Source organism: Paenibacillus sp. FSL E2-0190 (assembly GCF_037992965.1).
Classification (GTDB): Bacteria; Bacillota; Bacilli; order Paenibacillales; family Paenibacillaceae; genus Paenibacillus_AQ; species Paenibacillus_AQ odorifer.
Genome location: NZ_CP150306.1, coordinates 6,394,243 through 6,420,065, shown reverse-complemented (window position 1 = coordinate 6,420,065; position 25,823 = coordinate 6,394,243). Strand labels below are relative to the sequence as shown.

17 protein-coding genes, 1 tRNA gene and 3 rRNA genes are annotated in these 25,823 nt (G+C 46.8%); 20 read left to right on the top strand and 1 reads right to left on the bottom strand.

Features of this window, described 5'->3' with window-relative positions; all coding sequences use genetic code 11:
* The first annotated feature begins 76 nt into the window (after positions 1 to 76).
* From ligA to NST25_RS28320, 5 genes are all read left to right on the top strand, one after another.
* Positions 77 to 2,089 carry an NAD-dependent DNA ligase LigA gene (ligA, locus tag NST25_RS28340; protein ID WP_076099629.1) on the top strand — a complete coding sequence of 671 codons (2,013 nt, stop codon included), beginning with the start codon at positions 77 to 79 and terminating at the stop codon, positions 2,087 to 2,089.
* 180 nt (positions 2,090 to 2,269) lie between these two features.
* Positions 2,270 to 2,977, top strand: coding sequence for a response regulator transcription factor (locus tag NST25_RS28335; RefSeq protein WP_036678667.1), 708 nt, complete (start codon positions 2,270 to 2,272; stop codon positions 2,975 to 2,977).
* A gap of 19 nt (positions 2,978 to 2,996) precedes the next feature.
* Entirely contained in the window at positions 2,997 to 4,109 is a 1,113-nt protein-coding gene (locus NST25_RS28330) for a HAMP domain-containing sensor histidine kinase (protein ID WP_340392949.1), read from the top strand.
* 62 nt (positions 4,110 to 4,171) lie between these two features.
* Positions 4,172 to 4,756, top strand: a complete 585-nt coding sequence (locus tag NST25_RS28325) for a HAMP domain-containing protein (protein ID WP_076220674.1) — start codon at positions 4,172 to 4,174, stop codon at positions 4,754 to 4,756.
* A gap of 53 nt (positions 4,757 to 4,809) precedes the next feature.
* Positions 4,810 to 6,612, top strand: coding sequence for a PBP1A family penicillin-binding protein (locus tag NST25_RS28320; RefSeq protein WP_340392948.1), 1,803 nt, complete (start codon positions 4,810 to 4,812; stop codon positions 6,610 to 6,612).
* Between the two features lie 4 nt (positions 6,613 to 6,616).
* On the opposite strand, the gene NST25_RS28315 is transcribed toward NST25_RS28320, so the two are convergent.
* Entirely contained in the window at positions 6,617 to 7,873 is a 1,257-nt protein-coding gene (locus NST25_RS28315; protein ID WP_340392947.1) for an MFS transporter, read from the bottom strand.
* A gap of 404 nt (positions 7,874 to 8,277) precedes the next feature.
* Between NST25_RS28315 and NST25_RS28310 the strand changes: the two genes are divergently transcribed.
* From NST25_RS28310 to ispF, 15 genes are all read left to right on the top strand, one after another.
* Positions 8,278 to 9,835: ribosomal RNA gene (locus NST25_RS28310) — 16S ribosomal RNA — on the top strand.
* A gap of 101 nt (positions 9,836 to 9,936) precedes the next feature.
* A tRNA-Ala gene (locus NST25_RS28305) sits at positions 9,937 to 10,012 on the top strand.
* A gap of 142 nt (positions 10,013 to 10,154) precedes the next feature.
* Positions 10,155 to 13,079: ribosomal RNA gene (locus NST25_RS28300) — 23S ribosomal RNA — on the top strand.
* Between the two features lie 128 nt (positions 13,080 to 13,207).
* Positions 13,208 to 13,324: ribosomal RNA gene (rrf, locus tag NST25_RS28295) — 5S ribosomal RNA — on the top strand.
* The 16S, 23S and 5S rRNA genes sit together here with 1 tRNA gene alongside, the layout of an rRNA operon.
* Before the next feature lie 421 nt (positions 13,325 to 13,745).
* Complete coding sequence (locus NST25_RS28290) at positions 13,746 to 14,918, top strand: GNAT family N-acetyltransferase (RefSeq protein WP_340392946.1); 1,173 nt, start codon at positions 13,746 to 13,748, stop codon at positions 14,916 to 14,918.
* Between the two features lie 294 nt (positions 14,919 to 15,212).
* On the top strand, positions 15,213 to 15,674 hold the full coding sequence (locus tag NST25_RS28285; RefSeq protein WP_036680465.1) for a CtsR family transcriptional regulator: 462 nt from the start codon (positions 15,213 to 15,215) through the stop codon (positions 15,672 to 15,674).
* A 30-nt stretch (positions 15,675 to 15,704) separates the two neighbouring features.
* Entirely contained in the window at positions 15,705 to 16,229 is a 525-nt protein-coding gene (locus tag NST25_RS28280) for a UvrB/UvrC motif-containing protein (protein ID WP_036680467.1), read from the top strand.
* 28 nt (positions 16,230 to 16,257) lie between these two features.
* Entirely contained in the window at positions 16,258 to 17,322 is a 1,065-nt protein-coding gene (locus tag NST25_RS28275; protein WP_076218760.1) for a protein arginine kinase, read from the top strand.
* Positions 17,323 to 17,357: 35 nt separating this feature from the next.
* Positions 17,358 to 19,826: an ATP-dependent protease ATP-binding subunit ClpC gene (gene clpC, locus NST25_RS28270; protein WP_036680471.1), complete on the top strand. Its 2,469-nt coding sequence runs from the start codon at positions 17,358 to 17,360 to the stop codon at positions 19,824 to 19,826.
* Between the two features lie 186 nt (positions 19,827 to 20,012).
* Positions 20,013 to 21,380 (top strand): DNA repair protein RadA, encoded by a 1,368-nt coding sequence (gene radA / locus NST25_RS28265; protein WP_036680472.1) that lies wholly within the window; start codon positions 20,013 to 20,015, stop codon positions 21,378 to 21,380.
* 13 nt (positions 21,381 to 21,393) lie between these two features.
* Complete coding sequence (gene disA, locus NST25_RS28260) at positions 21,394 to 22,470, top strand: DNA integrity scanning diadenylate cyclase DisA (protein WP_036680475.1); 1,077 nt, start codon at positions 21,394 to 21,396, stop codon at positions 22,468 to 22,470.
* Positions 22,471 to 22,534: 64 nt separating this feature from the next.
* Positions 22,535 to 23,272, top strand: a complete 738-nt coding sequence (gene pssA, locus NST25_RS28255) for a CDP-diacylglycerol--serine O-phosphatidyltransferase (RefSeq protein WP_036680477.1) — start codon at positions 22,535 to 22,537, stop codon at positions 23,270 to 23,272.
* A 177-nt stretch (positions 23,273 to 23,449) separates the two neighbouring features.
* Positions 23,450 to 24,538 (top strand): PIN/TRAM domain-containing protein, encoded by a 1,089-nt coding sequence (locus tag NST25_RS28250; protein WP_036680481.1) that lies wholly within the window; start codon positions 23,450 to 23,452, stop codon positions 24,536 to 24,538.
* Positions 24,539 to 24,633: 95 nt separating this feature from the next.
* Complete coding sequence (gene ispD / locus NST25_RS28245) at positions 24,634 to 25,332, top strand: 2-C-methyl-D-erythritol 4-phosphate cytidylyltransferase (protein ID WP_339170003.1); 699 nt, start codon at positions 24,634 to 24,636, stop codon at positions 25,330 to 25,332.
* Positions 25,329 to 25,817 (top strand): 2-C-methyl-D-erythritol 2,4-cyclodiphosphate synthase, encoded by a 489-nt coding sequence (gene ispF / locus NST25_RS28240; RefSeq protein WP_036680486.1) that lies wholly within the window; start codon positions 25,329 to 25,331, stop codon positions 25,815 to 25,817. Before ispD ends, ispF begins: the two co-directional genes overlap by 4 nt.
* Positions 25,818 to 25,823: the final 6 nt, after the last annotated feature.

Below are 25,823 nucleotides of genomic sequence, written 5' to 3'. Positions count from 1 at the left end.
AACAGACAACGATTAACGAACGGATATTTAGACCACGCTAACTTTAGGAAACTTATTGACGGAGGGATGTACCTGCATGGATGCTATGCATGTGATGGAAGAGCTTGTTGCGGAATTAAATAACTATAATTACCACTACTACACGCTGGATGCACCGCTAGTCAGCGATAAGGAATACGATGTTTTATACGACAAGCTTGTAGCACTGGAGGCTGAGAGTGGCTTCGTACTACCGGATTCGCCTACACAACGTGTAGGTGGAGAGCTGCTTAAGGGCTTCACGCCGCATCGGCATCTGGCACCGCTTTGGAGTCTGGATAAAGCACAGAATATTGAACAGCTGCGCAGCTGGAATACCCGGGTGCTCCGGTTAGTGAATGAATACAATCTTAAGAATCCAGATACCCCTCTTCCTGATCCTTGTTATGCAGTAGAACTGAAGTTCGATGGCTTGACGCTGAATTTAACCTATCGTAATGGTGTTCTCGAACAGGCATCAACGCGTGGCAATGGTGTAGTTGGCGAAGGAATACTTGCACAGGTGAAGACCATCAAATCCGTTCCATTGACGATTCCCTTCAAGGATGGGGTCATTGAGGTTCAGGGTGAAGGGATTATGAATCTGTCTGTGCTGGCTGATTATAATACAAGGGCTGCAGAGCCGCTGAAGAATGCGCGTAATGCAGCAGCAGGTGCACTGCGTAATCTTAATCCGAAGACTACTGCGGACCGCCGTTTGAACGCTTTTTTCTATAATGTAGGCTTTGCAGAAGGCGCGGAGTTCGCTGACCATCAGGAAATGATGGATTTTCTGCGGAATAACAAATTTAAAGTGAACCCATACCTGACCTACTGCAATGATTTTGATGATGTAACTGAGCAGCTCGCTGGAATCGAGGAGAGTCGTTCGAGTCTTGATTACCTCATTGATGGGGCTGTAATTAAGGTCACGGATTTCCGGATCCGTGAGGTGCTTGGCTACACTGACAAGTTCCCGCGTTGGGCAGTAGCTTATAAATTTGAAGCCGAAGAAACGACGACCGTGCTGGAGTCTGTTAGCTGGAATGTAGGTCGTACAGGTAAAGTGACTCCGCTGGCTCGGGTTGAGGCTGTAGAGCTTGCCGGAGTTACCGTTCAGAACTGCACCCTGAATAATGTGGGTGATATTGAGCGCAAAAACTTGAAATTTGCCTTAGGTTCGCGGGTCTTTATTCGCCGTTCCAATGATGTTATCCCAGAAATTCTCGGCAAGGTAACAGAGGAGAATGACGGTGGAGAGATTATTTTCCCTGAGGATTGTCCAGCTTGTGGATATCCGTTAGAAATGCGCGGAGCACATCTTTTCTGTAACAATAAACTGAATTGTAGGCCGCAGATTATCAGTCGGATCACCCACTTTGCTTCGCGTGATGCGATGGATATCGAGACGTTCAGTGAGAAGACGGCGGGTCAGCTCTATGATGAGCTTAATGTACATGACTCTGCGGATCTGTATGAACTGAACTTTGAGCAGCTTGTACAGCTGAACCGTTTTGGTGAGAAAAAAGCACAGAATTTGCTGCAAGCTTTAGAAGATAGCAAAGGTAGAGATCTTGCTTCATTTCTCTTCGCGTTAGGGATCCCTAACACAGGTAAAGCAACGACGAAGATGTTGGCTGATCATTTCCGCGATCTGGATGCTGTGATGCAGGCCAAAGCCGAGGAGCTCGCTGAGTTACCAGACATTGGTGGGATTGTCGCCGAGAGCATTGTCAGCTTCTTCGCAGACCCAGTTGTAGTAGCTAATGTTTCCCGCTTGCGGACGTTGGGTGTGGAAGCAAAGGCTCCTGAGGCGCCACGTCCTGTTAGTACCGATTCCTTCTTTAGTGGCAAAACGGTCGTATTGACCGGTTCCTTGCAAAAGCTTACCCGAGATGAAGCAGCTGAACGTCTGGAAGCACTCGGAGCAAAGGTGTCGGGAAGTGTGTCGAAGAAGACGGATTTAGTTATTGCTGGTGAAAAAGCTGGCAGTAAGCTGGCTAAAGCGCAGCAGTTAGGCATTCAGGTCATTGAGGATGAAGATGAGCTAATTCGCTTGTTGGATATGTAAGTAACAAACTATATTCGATTCCAAAAGGTTCCCGGTTCCATTTCGTTTAAGTACGAGAGGAGCAGGGGCCTTTTTTGCGTGGATTACAACTAAACGTTTCATTTTTAGAAAAAAATTCGGATGATCTGCTAATATATAGCTATAGATATTTATTACTATATTTGAAAGGAAACCCTTCCTGTGAAGAGAGAAACGATATTGTTAGTAGACGATGAGAAGGAAATTGTAGAACTGTTAACGATTTATCTCTGTAATGAAGGCTATAGACTGCTAAAGGCTTATGATGGAATGGAAGCGCTGGAATGTCTGCAGAAAGAGGAAGTTGATCTAATTATTCTTGATGTCATGATGCCTAAAATGGACGGGCTAGCTGCATGTATGAAGATCCGTGAAGAGCGGAAAATGCCAATTATCATACTATCAGCCAAAAATACAGATATGGACAAGATCTCCGGCCTGAGCCTCGGGGCAGATGACTACGTGGGCAAGCCGTTTAATCCTTTGGAGATTGTGGCACGAGTAAAATCACAGTTGCGCCGTTATCACGGATTCAATAAGGATAGTAATACCTTGGGAAACGACAGCAAACTAAGCTTTGAGGATCTGACTATAGATACGTCTAAGCATGAGGTGTATGTAGACCAGCAGAAGATTAAACTGACTCCGCGGGAATTCTCTATTCTAGAGCTTTTGGCGAGACACCAAGGTCAAGTGCTTAGCTTGGAGCAAATTTACAATAAGGTATGGAATGAACCTTTTCTAGATGGCGGTAACACAGTGATGGTACATATTCGTAATCTCCGAGACAAAATCGAAATCGATTCGAAACGCCCACGTTACATACAAACCGTCTGGGGAGTTGGCTATAAATTGGACGGACCTTCCTGAAAGGATTAGGTGAGGCTTCTTGAATTCTAAATATATAACGACGATTCGCTGGAAGTTTATGTTTGCTTTTTTGCTGAGTGTGCTTTCGGGCGCTTTGCTGCTCATGGCAGGGTACCAACTCGTCAACTTTATGATCTATCTAAATCCGGCTTCAGAGTCGGCTCCCTATTCACGCATACTGCGCTGGATTATTAATCATATTGGCTCTATGCCACTAATGACAGCAGCGGGTATTATCAGCTTTTTATTATTCTTTTTTATCTACACTCGTAAAGTTGTGCTGTATCTGGAAGAGATCACAAAAGGGATTCGAGAAATTACAAGCTCCGGGATGTCCCATAGAATTGAAGTCAGAACCACGGATGAGCTGGGCGTGCTGGCTGAGAATATTAATGAAATGGCTGAGCGTTTGCAGCACTCCATAGAGGAGGAACGTAAAGCTGTAAATGCGAAAAATGACTTGATCACAGGTGTTTCCCATGATTTACGCACCCCGCTTACCTCTGTCTTGGGCTTTCTGGAATACATCGAACAAGATCGATGTCAGGAAGAAGCGGAAATCCGGTATTACGTGGATATAGCCTACAACAAATCCCTGGTGCTGCGTAAACTGATCGATGATCTTTTTGAATACACACGTGTAAATAGTGGAGAGTACCCTTTGGTTATGCAGAGATTGGATTTGAAGGCCTTCATACGGCAGCTGGCGGAGGAGTCAGTTCCTGAACTAACAAAGGCGGATATGATCTATGAAATCGAGGACGTTGCTGATGAGTTATGGATAGAGGCTTCGCCTAAAGAATTAGTACGTGCTTATGAAAATTTGATTACTAACGCGATCCGTTACGGCAGAAGCGGCGGGAAATTGGAGATAGGTTTCAGTAAAAAGGAAAATGATGCTGTGGTCCGTATTAGCAACTTCGGAGAGAGGATTGCGGAAAGTGATATCCCTTTTATTTTTGAGCGATTCTATCGGGCAGAAAAGTCGCGTTCACAGCATACAGGCGGCTCAGGGCTTGGACTTGCGATTGCCAAAAGTATCATCGAACGCCACAATGGCGTTATTTATGTAGAAAGTACATCTCTTCACACGGATTTTATTACCCGTTTCCCATTCTTCATAGAATCTTAAGAAAACTATGGCGGGTTCTTAAGATTTGGAAGTTATCCTTGTGGCACAAGGAGGGAACTACCATGCCAAAACTTCGGACGGTTCGTATCAGCTATTTATATATTTTTATGGGTTGTGCTCTTTTGAGTGCTGCCTTTCTTTTTGTTGTCCAGCGGGCTGTCGCTTTGCTGTATTCTCATTATTCGGGTCAACCAGGAGCCTTTTTTGTCCGGCTTATTCATTGGGTTATTAATCATATGGGTCAAACCCCTAGTGCCATCCTTCTATTTATTCTAGTCTTCGGTGGGCTGTATGTTCTTCGTTCACAGAAAATGGCTGATGATTTGCGCTCGCTAGTGGTGGGAACCACGGAGCTGGCAGATAAAGGAGTCGCCCAGAACATCAAGGTTCTCTCTGGAGGAGAAATAGGTGAAATTGCTGCTAACCTCAATCGAATGCAAAGAATAGAAGTTCCAGATAGAGGTGCAAGCTCAAAGCGGATAGAGGACACACCAGCAGTAGCTTTATTAATAAGAACTAGGGCGATACTTCGCACTCTCCGTGAGGTTGAAGAGGATGGGGCGGAAGTACATACACTTCTTGCAGCAGCGAATGATGAAGTACGCAGTATGGAGCGGTTCCTGGAGAACCTGATTATCGAATCATGAGCAGATGGAATGCACGCACCCGGATATTGCGAGTAGGGTACCTATTATTTGATGTGAGTGTTATTAGTACGGTATTGGTGCTTTTGATTTTGTTTTATGTATACCAGTATGGGGGTATTGTACTTAACCGGCATGAGGATAGGCTGCAATTGCCAGAATCAAGCCTCATCACAGCTTCAGATGGAACAGTTATACGAATGACTCCGCTACCGAGCTCGGGTTATAGGCTTACAGCAGAGCTTGAGGAGATGCCGGCTTTATTAATAGATACCTTTTTAACAGTAGAAGACCGCCGTTTTTATAGCCATCAAGGGGTCGATTATAAAGGGATATCACGCGCGTTCTTAAAAAATATCTTGGACATGAGTTTATCAGAAGGTGGCAGTAGTATTACTCAACAGCTTGCTCGCAATCTTTATTTGAACAGAGATAAGAATATGCTGCGTAAGTTAAATGAAACCTCTATTGCTTTTGCCTTGGAGCAGCGACTGACGAAACGTGAGATTTTGCAGCTGTACCTCAATCAGATTTATATGGGGCGGGGACAATATGGAGTAAAAGCAGCAGCGAAGCGTTACTTCGGCGTGTCTGATCTGAAAAAATTGGAGATCTGGCAAATAGCCACTCTGGCGGGAATCCCTAAAGGACCCTCTATTTATAACCCAGTAGACAATAGTGCATTATCCAAAACGAGAAGAAATCTAGTGCTAAAGATGATGTTCAATCAGCGACTAATCACGTATGAGCAAATGCAGGAAGCTATGAATAAACAATATCAGCCTCCAGCTGCGGTCGAAAATGGGGTTGCCGGAGTGTATTATGTGGATGCCGCCCTTAAGGAAGCGGCTCAGATCACAGGGAAATCCGTAGAGGAGCTTCGTACAGGCGGCTACACTATAGTTACAGGTTTGAACATCAAAGCACAGCAGGCACTTGAGCAGGCCGTTCTCAAAGAGGCTTCATTTCCACCTGACGGAAAAGATCAGCAGGTAGAAGCAGCTATGACCATAATGGATCATCGTACAGGAGAAGTAGTGGCATTGATTGGTGGGCGAGATCAAAACGAGGGCAATTTGAACAGAGCTATTATTGATGCACGTCAGCCGGGTTCCAGCTTTAAGCCGATCATTGATTATGGACCTGCACTGGAGAGCGGGAAATTCAACCCGAATAGTATGCTGTCCGACCGTAAAGTTGCTTATGGCAGCTACAAGCCTGAGAACTTGAACGGTATATACCAAGGTCAGGTCACAATGAACACAGCTTTGCAAAAATCCATCAATGCACCAGCCGTATGGGTATTGAAGCAGGTTGGAATCTCTTCTGCGCGGCAATTTGCCGCCAAATTAGGAATTGTACTGACGGAGGAGGACAATCATTTATCAATAGCTTTGGGGGGGCTTCATAATGGGGTTTCTCCACTAAAAATGGCCCAGGCCTACAGTGTCTTTGCTAGTGGAGGGAAATTTAATGCGGCTCATATGGTGCGCTCCATAACGGATTCAAAAGGGAAGGTCTTGTATACTCATCCCTCTGAATCACGTCAGGTAATCTCGCCGCGTACCGCAGAAGCGATGACGGCTATGTTACGCAATGTTGTTAATGAAGGAACAGGGAAAAAAGCGCAGATGAACAGACCAGTAGCGGGAAAGACCGGTACGACCCAATTGGACTTGGCTGGCGTGAGCAAGAAAGCTAATCGGGATCTTTGGTTTGTAGGCTATACTTCGGAGTGGACAGCTGCGGTATGGATGGGATTTGATCGTACGAATCAGGATAATTACATGACTGAAGGCAGCGGGAAGGCTGCCGCTCTATTTTCTACAGTAATGAGTAAAGCCTTAAGTGATCATTGAGAAGTTATTGCGCCGCCCATTCTTCTAATTTCTCATCTCTAGGAAGCAGCAAGGCAAGAAACCCAAGCAGCGGGAGGAAGCCGCAAGCGATGAACACTTTAGCAATCCCGATACTATCAATGAGGTTGCCGAGGACTAATGAGCCGATCCCGCCGAGTCCAAAAGCAAGTCCCGTGATCAGACCTGAAACTGTGCCAATGTTGCCCGGATATAGCATTTGAGCATAAATGACGGTAACAGAGAAGCTGGACAGAAGGATGAAACCGCCAATCAGCAGCAATACAGCCGCCCATAATGGACCTACAAAGGGTAGAGCAAGTGCAAAGGGAACGGTTCCTACCATTGATAGTAAGATGAGATTACGCCGTCCAAAACGGTCAGCCAGCGGACCTCCAAAAAATGTACCCACTGCGCCAGCAGCCAAATACATAAAAATATAGATTTGGGCTTTATCCAGCGTCATTTGATATTTGTCCATTAGATAGAAGGCGTAGTAACTGCCGATAGAAGCGCCATACCAAGACCTAACAAAGACTAGGAATACAAGAATAATCGTTGCTGTTCGTATACTTTTTCGGCGGGCGGGGTCGATTGCCCGTGCTGTTGATTTTTTATGAAAGGTATAACCGGCATCTAGCATTTCTCTATACCAGCGAGCTACATAGGTCTGAACAGCGATTCCGGCAGCCGCGACGATCGTGAAGCCTAGGGCACCAATCTGGCCAAAGGGGATGAATACCCATTTCGTAAGCATTGGACCCAGGGACTGGCCAGCATTGCCGCCCACTTGAAAAATAGATTGCGACAATCCCTTTCGCTGACCTGCGGCCATATGAGCAACACGCATACCTTCTGGGTGGAAGGTGGCTGAACCGAATCCGATCAGGATAACCGAGAATAAGACCAGAAAATAGCTATTGGCATAAGCCAATAGAAGTACACCTAAAAATGTGCTGCACATACCCAGTGGTAATAATATAGGACGGGGTTTACGGTCTGCAGCATATCCAATGACGGGTTGGATTACTGATGACGTCATATTTAAAGCGAATGAGATCCATCCAATCTGGGCGAAAGAGAGCAGTAGATTATCTTTGAGAATAGGGAAGATTGCTGGAATGACTGCCTGTATAGAATCATTAAATAAATGAACAAAACTGACAGCTAACAAAATTTTATAAATCGTTGCCTGCTGCAGATTACGCTGCTCCTTGTCCTTGCTGTCTACCTTGGATGCAGCGTCTGTAGGTTTGGTCTCCATTTTGACTCCTCTCTGTACTGATAGTTAAAAGGTAAGATTGGCGAATACGATAAATTCTATTTAGCCACAAATAATGGATGAATGGTATCAATTTGTGTTGTATCGAAGTTATTTATACGAATGATTTTTTTATTTCAAAAAAAGCTTGCAAACTCAATGACAGCATGGTATATTATCTCTTGTGCTTACGACGCATCGCACATACGAAACACAAGCGATGAAGAAATAAGTTGACAAGATAGAAACAAACATGATATAATCTAATTCCTGTGCAAGAGACATTGAATGTCGAAATGCTAGGAGCAAGTTCTTTGAAAACTGAACAAATGGAACACGTTAATTTTTAAAAAGATTCAATTAATGAATCGTCAGTTTCAAAATGAGCATATCGCTCTTTTCAATACTAATTGGAGAGTTTGATCCTGGCTCAGGACGAACGCTGGCGGCGTGCCTAATACATGCAAGTCGAGCGGAGTTATTTTGAAAGCTTGCTTTCAAAATAACTTAGCGGCGGACGGGTGAGTAACACGTAGGCAACCTGCCCTTCAGACTGGGATAACTACCGGAAACGGTAGCTAATACCGGATAATTTCTTTTTTCTCCTGAGAGAAGAATGAAAGACGGAGCAATCTGTCACTGAGGGATGGGCCTGCGGCGCATTAGCTAGTTGGTGGGGTAACGGCCCACCAAGGCGACGATGCGTAGCCGACCTGAGAGGGTGAACGGCCACACTGGGACTGAGACACGGCCCAGACTCCTACGGGAGGCAGCAGTAGGGAATCTTCCGCAATGGGCGAAAGCCTGACGGAGCAACGCCGCGTGAGTGATGAAGGTTTTCGGATCGTAAAGCTCTGTTGCCAGGGAAGAACGTCCGGTAGAGTAACTGCTACCGGAGTGACGGTACCTGAGAAGAAAGCCCCGGCTAACTACGTGCCAGCAGCCGCGGTAATACGTAGGGGGCAAGCGTTGTCCGGAATTATTGGGCGTAAAGCGCGCGCAGGCGGCTATTTAAGTCTGGTGTTTAAACCTTGGGCTCAACCTGAGGTCGCACTGGAAACTGGGTGGCTTGAGTACAGAAGAGGAAAGTGGAATTCCACGTGTAGCGGTGAAATGCGTAGATATGTGGAGGAACACCAGTGGCGAAGGCGACTTTCTGGGCTGTAACTGACGCTGAGGCGCGAAAGCGTGGGGAGCAAACAGGATTAGATACCCTGGTAGTCCACGCCGTAAACGATGAGTGCTAGGTGTTAGGGGTTTCGATACCCTTGGTGCCGAAGTTAACACAGTAAGCACTCCGCCTGGGGAGTACGGTCGCAAGACTGAAACTCAAAGGAATTGACGGGGACCCGCACAAGCAGTGGAGTATGTGGTTTAATTCGAAGCAACGCGAAGAACCTTACCAGGTCTTGACATCCCTCTGAATCTGCTAGAGATAGCAGCGGCCTTCGGGACAGAGGAGACAGGTGGTGCATGGTTGTCGTCAGCTCGTGTCGTGAGATGTTGGGTTAAGTCCCGCAACGAGCGCAACCCTTAACTTTAGTTGCCAGCAGGTAATGCTGGGCACTCTAGAGTGACTGCCGGTGACAAACCGGAGGAAGGTGGGGATGACGTCAAATCATCATGCCCCTTATGACCTGGGCTACACACGTACTACAATGGCCGGTACAACGGGAAGCGAAGCCGCGAGGTGGAGCCAATCCCATCAAAGCCGGTCTCAGTTCGGATTGCAGGCTGCAACTCGCCTGCATGAAGTCGGAATTGCTAGTAATCGCGGATCAGCATGCCGCGGTGAATACGTTCCCGGGTCTTGTACACACCGCCCGTCACACCACGAGAGTTTACAACACCCGAAGTCGGTGGGGTAACCCGCAAGGGAGCCAGCCGCCGAAGGTGGGGTAGATGATTGGGGTGAAGTCGTAACAAGGTAGCCGTATCGGAAGGTGCGGCTGGATCACCTCCTTTCTATGGAGAATCGTTCTCTGCAATGAGGACATTCAAATCGGAAGTTTAACTTCCATAACCAATTAACGTGTATCCATTTGTTCGGTTTTGATGGAATTTGCGGGGCCATAGCTCAGCTGGGAGAGCGCCTGCCTTGCAAGCAGGAGGTCAGCGGTTCGATCCCGCTTGGCTCCACCAACAAACTTCATCTATTTGTTATGTCTATACACTTGATCCTTGAAAACTGGATACCGAAACGAATTTGCGTTTTAGAACATCTTTTAGCAACTTGTGCAAACAAGTAAATGTTATTAGTGAGATTTTTCTTCGGAAAAATCAAGGTTAAGCTAATAAGAGCACACGGAGGATGCCTAGGCGCCAGGAGCCGACGAAGGACGTGGCGAACAACGAAACTGCCTCGGGGAGCTGTAAGCAAGCTTTGATCCGGGGGTGTCCGAATGGGGAAACCCAGCTGTGGTAATTCGCAGTTACTCATTTCTGAATACATAGGAAATGTAGAGGCAGACCAGGGGAACTGAAACATCTAAGTACCCTGAGGAAGAGAAAACAATAGTGATTCCGTCAGTAGCGGCGAGCGAACGCGGAACAGCCTAAACCTAAGAGCTTGCTCTTAGGGGTTGTGGGACGTCTCACATGGAGTTACAAAGGAATATGGTAGGTGAAGAGGTCTGGAAAGGCCCGCGATAGAGGTAAAAGCCCTGTAACCTAAACTGTGTTCTCTCCGAGACGGATCCCGAGTAGTGCGGGGCACGTGAAACCCCGTATGAATCCAGCAGGACCATCTGCTAAGGCTAAATACTACCTGGCGACCGATAGTGAAACAGTACCGTGAGGGAAAGGTGAAAAGCACCCCGGAAGGGGAGTGAAATAGAACCTGAAACCGTGTGCTTACAAAAAGTCAGAGCCCTATTAATGGGTGATGGCGTGCCTTTTGTAGAATGAACCGGCGAGTTACGTTTAACATGCAAGGTTAAGCCGAGAAGGTGGAGCCGCAGCGAAAGCGAGTCTGAATAGGGCGGATTAGTATGTGGACGTAGACCCGAAACCGTGTGATCTACCCCTGTCAGGGTGAAGGTGCGGTAACACGCACTGGAGGCCCGAACCCACGTACGTTGAAAAGTGCGGGGATGAGGTGGGGGTAGCGGAGAAATTCCAATCGAACTCGGAGATAGCTGGTTCTCCCCGAAATAGCTTTAGGGCTAGCCTCGGTATAAGAGTAGTGGAGGTAGAGCACTGATTGGGTGCGGGGTCCGCAAGGATTACCAAGCTCAGTCAAACTCCGAATGCCATATACTTATTGCCGGGAGTCAGACAGTGAGTGCTAAGATCCATTGTCAAAAGGGAAACAGCCCAGACCATCAGCTAAGGTCCCCAAGTGTGTGTTAAGTGGGAAAGGATGTGGAGTTGCACAGACAACCAGGATGTTGGCTTAGAAGCAGCCACCATTGAAAGAGTGCGTAATAGCTCACTGGTCGAGTGACTCTGCGCCGAAAATGTAACGGGGCTAAACACACCACCGAAGCTATGGCTAGATACTATGTATCTGGGGTAGGGGAGCGTTGTGTAGGGGTTGAAGGTGTACTGAAAAGAGCGCTGGACACTACACAAGTGAGAATGCCGGTATGAGTAACGAAAAGATCAGTGAGAATCTGATCCGCCGAAAGCCCAAGGTTTCCTGAGGAAGGCTCGTCCGCTCAGGGTAAGTCGGGACCTAAGGCGAGGCCGAAAGGCGTAGTCGAAGGACAACAGTTTGAAATTACTGTACCACCGTAATCCGCTATGAGCGATGGGGTGACGCAGGAGGGTAGTGACGCGGACTGATGGATGTCCGTCTAAGCAGTGAGGCTGATGTGTAGGCAAATCCGCACATCATTAAGGCTGGGCTGTGATGGGGAGCGAAAATTATAGTAGCGAAGGTCATGATCTCACACTGCCAAGAAAAGCCTCTAGCCAGGAGAAGGTGCCCGTACCGCAAACCGACACAGGTAGGCGAGAAGAGAATTCTAAGGCGCGCGGAAGAACTCTCGTTAAGGAACTCGGCAAAATGACCCCGTAACTTCGGGAGAAGGGGTGCCCCGGTAGTGTGAATAGCACGAGGGGGCCGCAGTGAAAAGGCCCAAGCGACTGTTTAGCAAAAACACAGGTCTGTGCGAAGCCGCAAGGCGAAGTATACGGGCTGACGCCTGCCCGGTGCTGGAAGGTTAAGGGGAGTGGTTAGGGGTAACCCGAAGCTATGAACCGAAGCCCCAGTAAACGGCGGCCGTAACTATAACGGTCCTAAGGTAGCGAAATTCCTTGTCAGGTAAATTCTGACCCGCACGAATGGCGTAACGACTTGGGCGCTGTCTCAACGAGAGATCCGGTGAAATTTTAATACCTGTGAAGATGCAGGTTACCCGCGACAAGACGGAAAGACCCCATGGAGCTTTACTGCAGCTTGATATTGAATTTGGGTACGATCTGTACAGGATAGGTGGGAGCCGTAGAAATCGGAGCGCAAGCTTCGGTGGAGGCGCCGTTGGGATACCACCCTGATCGTATCTAGGTTCTAACCTAGTGCCCTAATCGGGTACGGGGACCGTGTCAGGCGGGCAGTTTGACTGGGGCGGTCGCCTCCTAAAGAGTAACGGAGGCGTTCCAAGGTTCCCTCAGAATGGTTGGAAATCATTCGCAGAGTGCAAAGGCATAAGGGAGCTTGACTGCGAGACCTACAAGTCGAGCAGGGACGAAAGTCGGACTTAGTGATCCGGTGGTACCGCATGGAAGGGCCATCGCTCAACGGATAAAAGCTACCCTGGGGATAACAGGCTTATCTCCCCCAAGAGTCCACATCGACGGGGAGGTTTGGCACCTCGATGTCGGCTCATCGCATCCTGGGGCTGAAGTAGGTCCCAAGGGTTGGGCTGTTCGCCCATTAAAGCGGTACGCGAGCTGGGTTCAGAACGTCGTGAGACAGTTCGGTCCCTATCTGTCGTGGGCGCAGGAAATTTGAGAGGAGCTGTCCTTAGTACGAGAGGACCGGGATGGACGTACCGCTGGTGCACCAGTTGTTCCGCCAGGAGCATGGCTGGGTAGCTACGTACGGACGGGATAAGCGCTGAAAGCATCTAAGCGTGAAGCCCCCCTCAAGATGAGATTTCCCAATTAGTAAGACCCCTTGAAGACGACGAGGTAGATAGGTTGGAGGTGGAAGTGCAGCAATGCATGGAGCTGACCAATACTAATCGGTCGAGGGCTTATCCTATACTTAGAATGCAGATTCGTTTCGGATTCAGTTTTCAGGCATCAAGCCTGTAACACGCTTAGAAATTCATTCTCACTTCTGGTGAAGAACCGAATTTCACGCGGCAGCGTCTGTTTCACAGACGCATGTTTGGTGGCGATAGCGGAGGGGTTCCACGCGTACCCATCCCGAACACGACCGTTAAGCCCTCCAGCGCCGATGGTACTTGGACCGAAGGGTCCTGGGAGAGTAGGACGTTGCCAAGCACAAATAGACCACTGTTGATAACTCGACAGTGGCTTTTTTGCGTCTATTATAGATTGTGGAAAACTTGTGGATAATTCATTGGAATTTGCAGAAAACTTACGCACATGTGGATAGATGATTAAAAGGCAAAAAATCACCGGATGGTGTGGATTAAGTACATATTTATGTAGATCTGTCAACAGAAAACCTAAGTAATACACGGGTTGCTGTGGATATAGTCATATTTATGTGGATAGAGGGATTGATAAGTGGATAATTATTTTAACTTGAATAGGACAAGATTACAAGACTATTTTTAAAACTGCCTAAGGCTGTGGATAACTAAAAAAAGTTCGAAAAATATCCTTATAATTCGCACACAATACGCTCTCTTGTTATACTAACCATAAAAGTAAATTCATAAATGATGAGGTGAGTTTTGTGGATATCAGACAGTTGCACTCAGAAGAGTTTGATCTAAGCATGGATTTATCTGAATATGCTTTTCAATACAAGCTGCCCAGTGAGAAAAGGGCGAATGCTAAGGAAAGATTTAAAGCAGAACGCGTATGGGGTGCTTTTGAAGAAGGTACTTTGGAAGCCAAACTTACTCTTCTTCCATTCGAAGTGTACATACAAGGTAGATTAGTACCTATGGGAGGGCTCGCAGGGGTAGCGACATGGCCAGAGAATCGCAGACAGGGACATGTGGCAAAGCTCCTAGCGCATACGCTACAAACGATGAATGAGGCGGGGCAGACATTATCTTTTCTGCATCCGTTCCTGATCCCCTTTTATCGCAAATTTGGTTGGGAAGTTTATTGTGAATATAAGAAATACTCCATTCCTGTTGCCAGGTTTCCCAAGAAGGTTGAAGTTGAGGGCAAGGTAAGACGTGGTGTTAAAGATATCGAAGTATTGGACAACTTATACAATCGTTTTGCAGTTAGATATAACGGAACACTTAAGCGTGATTTGGACTGGTGGGAGAGCTCTGTTCTGGATGATGAAGGTCAGACTGCGGTATTTTATTCACAACTTGGGGAACCTGAAGGATACGTACTATATAAGATAGAAAATAGAGAGCTGGTCATTGATGAATTTGTGTTTTTGAACGAACAGGCCCGGCAGGGGCTGTGGACATTTCTTGCGAATCACGATTCGATGGTGACCGGTGCATCGCTAAAACTGGTGCCATCCGATGATATGTTACCTTTTTTGCTGCCTGATCCGCGTATAGAGCAGGAGAATTATCCTTATTTTATGGCGCGTATTGTTAATGCTAAAGCATTCGTGGAGAGTTATTCTTTTAAGCGTTACAACAGTCAGAAGAAACAGGTTATCTATATTGAAGATAAATATGCCCCATGGAATGACGGGTTGTGGGAATGGACTGTCTCCGAAAAGGGAGCAGCAGCTTTCTTGCGTATAGAGGGTGAACGGGATGCAGCTGACTTAAGCTGTGAGATTGGTACGCTGACGATTCTAATGTTTGGATATAAACGCCCAGCAGAGCTGGCTCGTTATGGACGTGTGACTGGTAATCCGACGGCTCTGGAATGGCTCGAAGAAATCATACCGCAAGCTGAAACGGCACTTTTTGATCATTTTTAGAAAATAATTAGGCTCTCCCCTTCGAAAGATGCTGGGAGAGTTCTTTATTTCCGAATACATTCGCTGAAAAAAGTGAAAAATAAGAGAATCCTCTTGGAATTAGCACAGAATATGTTATAATATTAAAAAGTCAAAGAAAGTCAAAGTCAACGCACCTGATGACATACAGTGCGATCCTCTGAATTCGTGAAGTTTTCTTCAGACTTATATGAATGAAGTTCACTAATGAATGTCATTAAGGATGCGGGCCGTAAGCGATATTATGAAGCTTTAAAGAGCACTGGAGGATGAGTGATGCGCAATATCTCTGATATTATTGAACAATATCTGAAGAATATTTTGCATGAAAGTCCCGAAGGTACGGTGGAAATCCAGCGAAATGACCTGGCGGACCAGTTCTCATGCGTACCGTCACAGATCAATTATGTTATTAGTACACGCTTTACACTGGAAAAAGGCTATGTGGTGGAAAGTAAGCGTGGTGGCGGGGGATATATTCGTATTCAACGTTTTGAATTGCCGCCAAACGTGGCACTGCATGCCCATTTAAACCATACTATAGGTGGCGGGATAGATCAGAACGCTGCCGAAGGGTTGATTTATCAACTGGAGGAAGCTGGTTTTCTAAGCAAGCGTGAGGCGTGTCTTATGCGCGCTGCTGTTTCTCGGGATTGCCTAACGGTTAAGATTCCATATCGGGATGAGATTCGGGCCAAGATTATGAAGGCGATGTTAATCTCTTTGTTAGGCAAATAATTGTCAATCATAAGGGAGGGGCTTTCGCTTATGCAATGTCAGGAATGTGGCGTCAAGCCAGCAACACTCCATTTCACCAAGATCGTGAATGGAGAGAAGACAGAATTTCATATCTGCGAGAGCTGTGCGCGGGAGAAGGGTGAACTGATCCCGGGAACTGCTGGAGGATTCTCCATTCACAGCTTGCTGTCCGGTCTGCTTGATCTTGAAGGGGCCGGTAAGGAAAAGACGGCTGCTACGAAGACTACGCAGAGTCTGCAATGTGAGAATTGTGGAATGACGTACTCGCAGTTTAGCAAATTGGGTCGTTTTGGCTGCAGCTCCTGTTATAAATATTTTAACAGTGCACTGGACCCGCTCTTTAAACGGGTGCATGGCAGCACTTCGCATGTAGGCAAGATTCCCAAACGTGCTGGAGCACAGATTGTGTTCAAACGGCAAATTGATGAATTGAAGCTGGAATTACAGCAAAGTATCGCACAGGAGGAATTCGAAACTGCGGCAGAGCTGCGGGATCAAATTCGACAACTTGAAAAAGAAATGGCACAAGAGTAAAGTCTTTGATATATAGGGGGGATATGACATGTCAAGTCTCCGATTTACTGAACAAGCGCTTAGTGATTGGATGCGCTCGGGAGGCAGTCACTCCGAGATTGTAATTAGCAGCCGTATGCGTATTGCACGTAATTTAGAGCATCTTCCATTCCCTATGCTTGCTTCCTTAGAGCAATCGGAAGAAGTATTAGAGCTGCTGGCCCCTGTGTTTCATGGGGAAACTGCTGCCGTATTCGGATCTTTTCAACTGATAAAGCTTGCTGAAGTGAATGAACTGGATAAAAAGGTATTGGTCGAGAAACATCTCATCAGTCCTAATCTGGCTAATGATTCACGTGGCGCAGCTGTGATATTAAATGAAGATGAGTCGGTCAGCATCATGATTAACGAAGAAGACCATCTGCGGATCCAATGTCTGTTCCCGGGTCTTCAGGTAAGAGAAGCATGGGAACGTGCGACAGCCATCGATGATATCTTCGAATCGGCTGTGAATTACGCTTTTGATGATAAAAGAGGATACTTGACCAGTTGTCCCACCAATGTGGGTACAGGGCTGCGTGCCTCAGTAATGCTGCATTTGCCAGCACTAGTAATGACCCAACAGATCAATCGCATATTGTCAGCAGTGAACCAAGTGGGATTGACTGTAAGAGGAATTTATGGTGAGGGCAGCGAAGCAGTAGGGAACATCTTTCAAATTTCCAATCAGATTACTCTCGGTCAAACAGAAAGTGAAATCATCGAGAACCTTCACAGTGTAGTCACCCAGATTATAGAGCATGAACGAAATGCCCGTGAAAGGCTGCTTGTAGATTCCGCTTTAAGAATTACAGACCGAGTGAAAAGATCTTATGGGATTTTGTGTTACGCTGCTCTAATGGAGCTTAAAGAATCCGCACAACGGCTGTCTGATGTGAGACTTGGGGTTGACCTTGGTATACTGGAAGGCCCTTCGATTTCCGTGCTTAATGAGCTTAACGTTAAGACACAGCCAGGATTTCTGCAAAAAATGTTCGGTGACGAGATGAACGCCACTGAACGGGATATGTATCGGGCGAAACTGCTCCGAGAAACACTGGGAACACAACATTAATATAGATATTTATTATTCATGGAGGTGCAGGAGATATGATGTTTGGAAGATTTACGGAACGCGCACAAAAAGTGCTAGCGCTAGCGCAGGAAGAAGCTGTTCGTTTAGGACACAACAATATTGGCACAGAACATATTTTGCTAGGACTTATTCGTGAAGGAGACGGCATTGCTGCTAAAGCATTAATCGCTTTGGGTCTGGGTCTTGAGAAAATCCAGGACGAAGTGGAGACACTGATTGGCAGAGGCCAAGAACAACCTACGAACATTGCTTATACTCCTCGCGCCAAAAAAGTAATCGAGTTGTCGATGGACGAAGCCCGCAAGCTGGGACATACGTATGTCGGCACTGAGCATATTCTGCTAGGACTTATTCGTGAAGGAGAAGGTGTCGCGGCTCGTGTGCTTAATAACCTAGGCATCAGCTTGAACAAAGCTCGTCAGCAAGTGCTTCAGCTTCTGGGAAGCAGCGAGGCTGCATCCAGTCATAGCGGAACACCTGCTAATGTCAGCACACCTACTCTAGACGGCCTAGCACGCGATTTGACGGCTTATGCCAAGGATGGCAACCTGGATCCAGTTATCGGTCGTAGCAAGGAAATTGAACGTGTTATTCAGGTACTGAGCCGCCGGACGAAGAACAACCCGGTGTTGATAGGTGAACCTGGGGTTGGTAAAACAGCTATTGCTGAAGGCTTGGCCCAAAAAATCATTAATAATGAAATTCCAGAAACACTGCGCGACAAACGCGTAATGACGCTCGATATGGGCTCTGTAGTGGCTGGTACTAAATATCGCGGTGAGTTTGAAGACCGCCTCAAGAAAATCATGGATGAGATTCGCCAAGCGGGGAATATCGTACTCTTTATCGATGAGCTTCATACGCTGATCGGTGCTGGTGGCGCAGAAGGTGCTATTGATGCTTCCAACATTCTTAAGCCGGCTTTAGCCCGCGGAGAACTTCAGTGCATCGGTGCGACTACGCTGGATGAATATCGTAAATATATTGAAAAAGATGCAGCTTTGGAGCGCCGTTTCCAACCGATTACGGTGGATCAGCCATCTCCAGAAGAAGCGGTACAAATTTTATTTGGACTTCGCGATCGTTATGAAGCACATCACCGTGTGAAAATTACGGATGAAGCTATCGTGGAAGCTGTAAAGCTGTCTGATCGTTACATTCCGGATCGTTTCCTGCCGGATAAAGCCATTGACCTTATCGATGAAGCAGGGTCTAAAGTAAGGCTTCACTCTTACACTATCCCGCCAAATCTGAAGGAACTAGAAATGCGCTTGGATGATATCCGCAAGGAGAAGGATTCTGCTGTTCAGAGCCAAGAGTTTGAGAAAGCGGCTGCCCTGCGTGATACGGAGCAAAAAATCCGTGAAGAGCTTGATACGACTAAGAACCAGTGGAAAGAAAAACAAGGACGCACCGATTCTGAAGTTACACCTGAAGATATCGCACAGGTTGTTGCAAGCTGGACGGGAATCCCTGTAAGCAAGCTGAAGGAAGAAGAGACCGACCGTCTGCTTAACATGGAAGCTCTGCTGCATGAACGAGTGATTGGTCAGGACGAAGCTGTTAAGGCTGTCAGCCGGGCATTGCGCCGGGCGCGTGCGGGTCTTAAAGATCCGAAACGTCCAATGGGCTCCTTTATCTTCCTCGGTCCTACGGGTGTAGGTAAAACTGAGTTGGCACGTGCGCTTGCTGAAGCCATGTTCGGCGATGAGAATGCGGTCATCCGTATTGATATGTCGGAATACATGGAGAAGCACTCCACGTCCCGTTTAGTTGGTGCCCCTCCTGGATATGTCGGCTATGAAGAAGGCGGCCAATTAACAGAGAAGGTACGTCGTAAACCATACTCTGTAGTACTGCTTGATGAAATTGAAAAAGCACATCCGGAAGTATTCAACATTTTACTGCAAGTGCTTGAAGATGGTCGCCTTACCGACTCCAAAGGCCGGGTAGTTGACTTCCGCAATACACTTATCATTCTGACCTCTAACGTAGGCGCACAGGCAATCAAGAAGAATTCAACGCTTGGATTCACGGCTGTGCAAGATGCAGGAGCAGAATACGGCAATATGAAGGGCAAGGTTATGGAAGAGCTCAAGAAGAGCTTCCGTCCAGAGTTCTTGAACCGGATCGACGAAATCATCGTCTTCCACTCACTCGATGAGAAACATATCGCTGAGATCGTTACGTTGATGTCTGATGAGCTGCGCAAGCGCCTGCGTGAATATGATGTTGATTTCGTACTCACGGATGCAGCGAAGGCCTTCTTGGCTAAAGAAGGTTATGACCCAGCCTTTGGTGCACGTCCATTGCGCCGGGCAATTCAGAAGCATATTGAGGACCGTCTTTCTGAGGAATTGTTGAGAGGAAATATCCAAAAGGGTGATTCCCTCAATATTGATGAGGTCGGCGGAGAACTTGTGGTGACTAAAGTGGACGCTCCAGTAGCGCCAGCGCTTGAAAAAGAAGTAGAATCCGAATAAAATAAACAAGGCTTTCGCTCCTTATTTATAGAGGAGCGGAAGCTTTTTTTATTGGAAATAGATCAATTTAAAATATACATTTAATGCAAATACCGAATGACCTTTCGTTAAAGGGGTAGAAATGGTAAACTTTCATTAGAAGAAAATGATCCGAATTGTAAACAGTTCGGACCGTAAGGAGAACAAATGGCTAAAGCAAAAACAAAATTTTTTTGCACCGACTGTGGATACGAATCGCCAAAATGGTTCGGGAAATGCCCAGGGTGCCAGGCTTGGAACTCCATGGTGGAGGAAACGGAAAGCGTAGTCAAAACACAGGGAATGAATGCCCCTATTTTTCATAGTAAAGAAAAGGCACAGTCGATCATAAGTATAGAAAGTGACAAGGAACCGCGCATACTGACAGGTATAGGTGAGCTTAACCGTGTTCTCGGTGGGGGGATCGTACCAGGATCGCTGGTACTAGTAGGGGGAGACCCAGGAATCGGTAAATCTACGCTCTTATTACAGACCTCGCACGCCCTTACAACACAGGGATTGCGAGTACTGTATATCTCGGGCGAAGAATCGGTAAGGCAAACTAAACTGCGCGCGGATCGCCTCGATGCGTTGTCAACGGAGCTTTATGTACTTTGTGAGACAAATATGGAAAGCATAGAAGAAGCGATCGAACAAATCCAGCCACAATTTCTTGTCATCGATTCTATTCAGACCGTATTTATGCCAGAAGTAACGAGTGCGCCAGGCAGCGTGACCCAGGTTCGGGAGTGTACGACAAGATTTATGCGTATCGCTAAGATTCGTGGAATTGCAACAGTTCTCGTTGGTCATGTTACCAAGGAAGGGGCTATTGCTGGACCACGGATGCTTGAACATATGGTGGACTGCGTGCTGTATTTTGAGGGTGAGCGGCATCATACGTATAGACTTTTGCGGGCTGTAAAAAACCGCTTTGGCTCTACGAATGAAATCGGCATTTTCGAAATGGGTGAAGCGGGGCTTACCGAAGTAGAGAATCCATCGGAGCTCTTTTTATCGGAACGTCCGCTTGGCGTGGCTGGTTCTACTGTGGTGGCTAGTATGGAGGGAACTAGACCTGTGCTTGTAGAACTTCAGGCACTTGTTGCTGCCACCCACTTCCCTTCCCCACGGCGAATGTGCACAGGCATGGATCACCAGCGGATGGCACTTATTATCGCTGTACTCGAGAAACGGATGGGCATGTTCCTGCAGAATCAGGATGCATACCTTAATGTTGCCGGGGGAGTAAAGCTGGATGAACCGGCGATTGATCTAGCTGTAGCAATTAGTATCGCCTCCAGTTTTCGTGATATTTCAACAAAACCTTACGACGTTTTCTTCGGAGAAGTAGGACTTACCGGTGAGGTAAGAGGCGTTTCGCGCGCGGAAATGCGCGTTAAGGAGGCCGCAAAACTTGGCTTCCGGCGGGTGATTATGCCTGAAAAGAGCATGAAGGGATGGAAGCACCCGCAAGATATCCAGATTATTGGCGTCAGTACCGTAGCAGATGCACTATCGGTCGCGTTAGATTAGGGGGCACAGGGATATGAAAGAATATAACCAATTAGAGAATATGAATGATCTGCTCAGACTGGCGGCACCGGGTACACCTTTTCGGGAAGGTTTGGAGAATGTGCTGCGCGCTAAGACAGGGGCACTTATTGTCGTAGGGTACAGTCCTGAGGTGATGGACGTAGTGGATGGCGGATTCTCCATTAACTGCGATTTTTCGCCCAATTATTTATATGAGCTAGCTAAAATGGACGGAGCTATTATTCTAAGTGAGGATTTAAAGCGTATATTGTATGCTAATACACAACTTATACCGGATTCTTCTATCTCATCCATCGAGACGGGGATCCGTCACCGGACCGCGGAGCGGGTAGCGAAGCAAACGGGTAAGCTGGTGGTTTCCATTTCACAACGCCGCAATATCATCACGCTTTATCAAGGCTCGATACGTTATGCACTCAAAGAGATCGGGGCTATTTTGGCAAAGGCTAACCAAGCGATTCAGACACTCGAGAAGTATAAAGCAGTGCTCACGCAAGGACTGACGAATTTGTCAGCTTCAGAATATGAGGGCATTGTTACCGTTGCTGAAGTAGTGGGTGTTATCCAGCGTGTAGAGATGGTTTTGCGCATAAAAATGGAGATCAAACGCTATATCAACGAATTGGGCAACGAAGGACGCCTGATCAGCATGCAGATGGAAGAACTGGTTGGAAATACAGAGGAAGAAGCATGGCTTCTATACAGAGACTATGCTAAGGAAGAGCAGGAAGATAAAATCCGTGAAATTATCGCCGGTCTCAAACGGATAAGCGATGATGATCTGATGGATGACAACCATATTGCCCGTATACTGGGTTATTCTTCTACGGCAATTACCTCTGAAGAAGTGGTGACTCCACGTGGTTATCGCCTGCTTAACAAAATTCCGCGGCTTCCGAATGTGATCATTCACAATCTGGTGGAGCGGTTTGAAATGCTGCCTAATTTGATGTCCGCAAGCATAGCTGAATTGGATGAAGTGGACGGAATTGGGGAGGTGCGGGCCCGTAATATTCAGGATGGGCTCAAACGTTTACAGAAGCAAGTTCTTATTGACAGGCAAATGTAAATAACATACAATCACGTAATATTGGGGACGTTAAAGGCCAAAGTTAGAAAATTGAGGTGAAGAAATGATACAAAAATCAATTCCGAGTCTTTTTACGATAGGTAATTTGATGCTCGGAATGTTTGGTATCATGATGGCGTTTGACGGTAAGATTAGCATGGCCGCTATCATGGTTATTATTGCTATGCTGTTAGACGGCTTAGATGGTCGAGTAGCTCGCGCTCTAAAATGCGAAAGCGAATTTGGCAAGGAGTTGGACTCCTTATCTGATGTCGTTTCTTTCGGAGTCGCACCGGCCGTTATTTTGTACGTCTCAAGCCTGCAGGATTTGAACTCTGCATTAGGCTGGACAGTAACTGCGATTTTTCCGGTGTTTGGTGCTTTGCGCTTAGCCCGTTTTAATGTTCGTCCGGGGGTTCCGGGTTATTTTATCGGTTTGCCAATTCCTGCTGCAGGTGGTGTACTGGCCACATTAGCTCTTTTTAATAAAGATGTTTCGGCTCCGTTTATGATCGTTGCTACACTGCTCTTATCCTATTTGATGGTCAGCACTGTTAAATATCCTAATTTTAAAAAGATTGGATTGCCGAAAAAAGCGGTGGTTGGAGCGCCAGTGGTTATTGTTGTTGCAGTGGCTGTAGCTGTTGTGTTCCCAGAGCAAATCGCTAAGCTGATCTTTGTCTTACTTGGAATTTATGCATTATACGGCTTTAAGCAAAATATTGATCGGTTGACAGCCAGACGCCGTCATCGTCGTCGTAGTCGTTCAGAGGATAAAGTGTACCATTCCAAGAACGGTTAATCGGTCCAAAAGGTAAGGTAACTGAATAAATTATGACCAAAGGTTTTGTCTTCCCTGGGGGATGGCAAAGCCTTTTTGCATTTCCAGCGCTACCCTAAGTTTATCGTCTTGAAAATTGGAACATACTGGTGAGGAATAGATCCATTTAGGATGAATAAAAAGGAGGTGCGTTAGGTTATGTGGAAAAAAGTGATTTTGTCTTTTGCCTTAATATGTGGTGCTTGGTCAGGTTTTTCGCTATACCATGCGCTCGAAAGAGGATTCCCCAAGGGGATGGAAAAGCTGGGTGAAAGCTTACCTGTAGAAGGAAGCATTTTATTTACAGTGCTGGGTGCCATTATTTTTTTGTTTGCGGGGTCTTTATGCGCGGAATGGGGAGGTTCAAAACTGCGGGAGGCGGTTCACTACTGTTCGCGTATTCCAATGAATGAATTAGCTGCAAGTGCAGCTGGGTTAACAGGGGGGCTTCTGTTATCTCTCCTGTTATACCCTGCAATGATCTGGCTTGGGAAAGCTGGGCAGCTGCTGCAAGTGCCAGCTACGTTAGCTTTTGGATATCTGGGGCTGCGGATCGGTTTGGAGAAAAAAGAGGAGCTAGCTGCACTGTGGACATCTGGACGCTGGGGTCAAGCGGCTGAGCCGGAAGGCCGCGGGCTTGAGGAACATAAAATTCTCGACACAAGTGTTATTATCGATGGAAGAATCGCTGACATTTGTAAGACGGGATTTATTGAGGGAACCATTGTCATACCTGAATTCGTGCTTGAAGAGCTCCAGCATATTGCTGATTCTTCGGATCTGTTGAAGCGGAACCGGGGACGGCGTGGGCTTGATATTCTCAATAAAATTCAAAAAGAGCTTGATGTGAAGGTATTGATCTATGAGGGAGATTTTGAAGAAATCTCTGAGGTTGACAGTAAGTTAGTGAAGTTAGCGAAGGTACTCCAAGGTAAAGTAGTCACTAATGATTTCAACTTAAATAAGGTTTGCGAATTGCAGGGTGTTTCCGTTCTGAATATTAACGATCTGGCGAATGCTGTGAAGCCTGTAGTGCTGCCTGGTGAGGAAATCGTAGTTCAGGTCATTAAGGATGGCAAAGAACATGGGCAAGGGGTAGCCTACTTAGACGATGGAACGATGATTGTTGTAGAAGGCGGACGTGAATATATCGGGACTACGATGGAGGTTCTGGTCACTAGCGTGCTGCAAACTTCGGCTGGCCGAATGATATTTGCTAAGCCAAAACTTTTGGAAAAAGCGCAATAAGTGAAGATAAAGTGTATGGGGACTGTCCTATGGGTTGGAAATGCCCGCCAAACACGTTATGATGGGATTATACGTGAAAGACAGGAGCCAGATTAATGTCAAACAGTGTGGGCGTCGTCATTGTGGCGGCAGGCAGAGGAACGCGAATGGGAACTCCGGAGAGCAAGCAATATTTGTTACTGCAGGGGAAGCCGATTATCGTTCATACGCTGGAGGTATTCCAGCAGCACGAATTGATCTCTGAAATCGTGCTCGTAACCGGTGAAGAGGATATTGAACGCTGCCGGGAATGGATACAGCTCTATAAGCTGGACAAGGTTAAGGCTATAGTAACTGGTGGATCTGAGCGTCAGCATTCCGTACATAAAGGGTTGTTGAAACTTACGACACAGTGGGTAATGGTACATGATGGTGTTCGTCCGTTTGTACAGCCGAATGAAATTGAGGCTTGCTACGAACGAGCGAAGCAGATGGGTGCTTCGGTTCTTGCTGTACCCGTTAAGGATACGATCAAACAGGTGGATAATGAAGGACAAGTACTGTCTACGCCGGATCGGCGAAGTCTGTGGGCGATTCAAACCCCGCAGACTTTTCGTCTTTCTGATTTGCTGGAGGCTTATGCAGCGGCAGAGCGGGATGGCTTTCTGGGCACCGATGACTCCAGCTTGGCGGAGCGTGCGGGGATTCCGGTTTCTGTGGTAGAGGGAAGCTACAGAAATATTAAGATTACGACACCTGATGATTTGGATTATGCAGAATTCACAGAAAGAAACAGGGGAGAGGGACAATCATGATCGCTGTAGGACAAGGATTTGATGTGCATCAGCTGGTAGAGGGCAGGCCTTGTATTATTGGGGGAGTTACGATTCCTTACGAAAAAGGATTGCTTGGGCATTCCGATGCAGATGTGCTGCTGCATGCAGTTAGTGACGCGATTCTAGGCGCACTTGGACTTGGTGATATTGGCAGACATTTTCCGGATACAGATCCAGCCTTTAAGGACGCAGATAGCTTGAAGTTATTAGAAGAGGTATGGGCACTTGCTCGTGAGCGAGGATATAAGCTGGGAAATATCGATTCAACGATTATCGCCCAAAAGCCTAAGATGGCTCCGTACATTCCACAAATGACCGAGATTATTGCACGTGCACTTAATGCCGACCCGTCCAAGGTGAATGTTAAAGCTACTACAACTGAGCAGCTTGGTTTTGCCGGACGCGGCGAAGGAATTGCCGCACAATCTATTGTCTGTCTACTCCAAGATGTGATATCATCTTGAGATGGT

Coding starts and splice junctions, on each gene's coding strand:
- ligA (WP_076099629.1), top strand. CDS start 77: ATGGATGCTATGCATGTGATGGAAGAGCTTGTTGCGGAATTAAATAAC.
- NST25_RS28325 (WP_076220674.1), top strand. CDS start 4,172: ATGCCAAAACTTCGGACGGTTCGTATCAGCTATTTATATATTTTTATG.
- NST25_RS28315 (WP_340392947.1), bottom strand. CDS start 7,873: ATGGAGACCAAACCTACAGACGCTGCATCCAAGGTAGACAGCAAGGAC.
- NST25_RS28285 (WP_036680465.1), top strand. CDS start 15,213: ATGCGCAATATCTCTGATATTATTGAACAATATCTGAAGAATATTTTG.
- NST25_RS28280 (WP_036680467.1), top strand. CDS start 15,705: ATGCAATGTCAGGAATGTGGCGTCAAGCCAGCAACACTCCATTTCACC.
- NST25_RS28275 (WP_076218760.1), top strand. CDS start 16,258: ATGTCAAGTCTCCGATTTACTGAACAAGCGCTTAGTGATTGGATGCGC.
- clpC (WP_036680471.1), top strand. CDS start 17,358: ATGATGTTTGGAAGATTTACGGAACGCGCACAAAAAGTGCTAGCGCTA.
- radA (WP_036680472.1), top strand. CDS start 20,013: ATGGCTAAAGCAAAAACAAAATTTTTTTGCACCGACTGTGGATACGAA.
- disA (WP_036680475.1), top strand. CDS start 21,394: ATGAAAGAATATAACCAATTAGAGAATATGAATGATCTGCTCAGACTG.
- pssA (WP_036680477.1), top strand. CDS start 22,535: ATGATACAAAAATCAATTCCGAGTCTTTTTACGATAGGTAATTTGATG.
- NST25_RS28250 (WP_036680481.1), top strand. CDS start 23,450: ATGTGGAAAAAAGTGATTTTGTCTTTTGCCTTAATATGTGGTGCTTGG.
- ispD (WP_339170003.1), top strand. CDS start 24,634: ATGTCAAACAGTGTGGGCGTCGTCATTGTGGCGGCAGGCAGAGGAACG.
- ispF (WP_036680486.1), top strand. CDS start 25,329: ATGATCGCTGTAGGACAAGGATTTGATGTGCATCAGCTGGTAGAGGGC.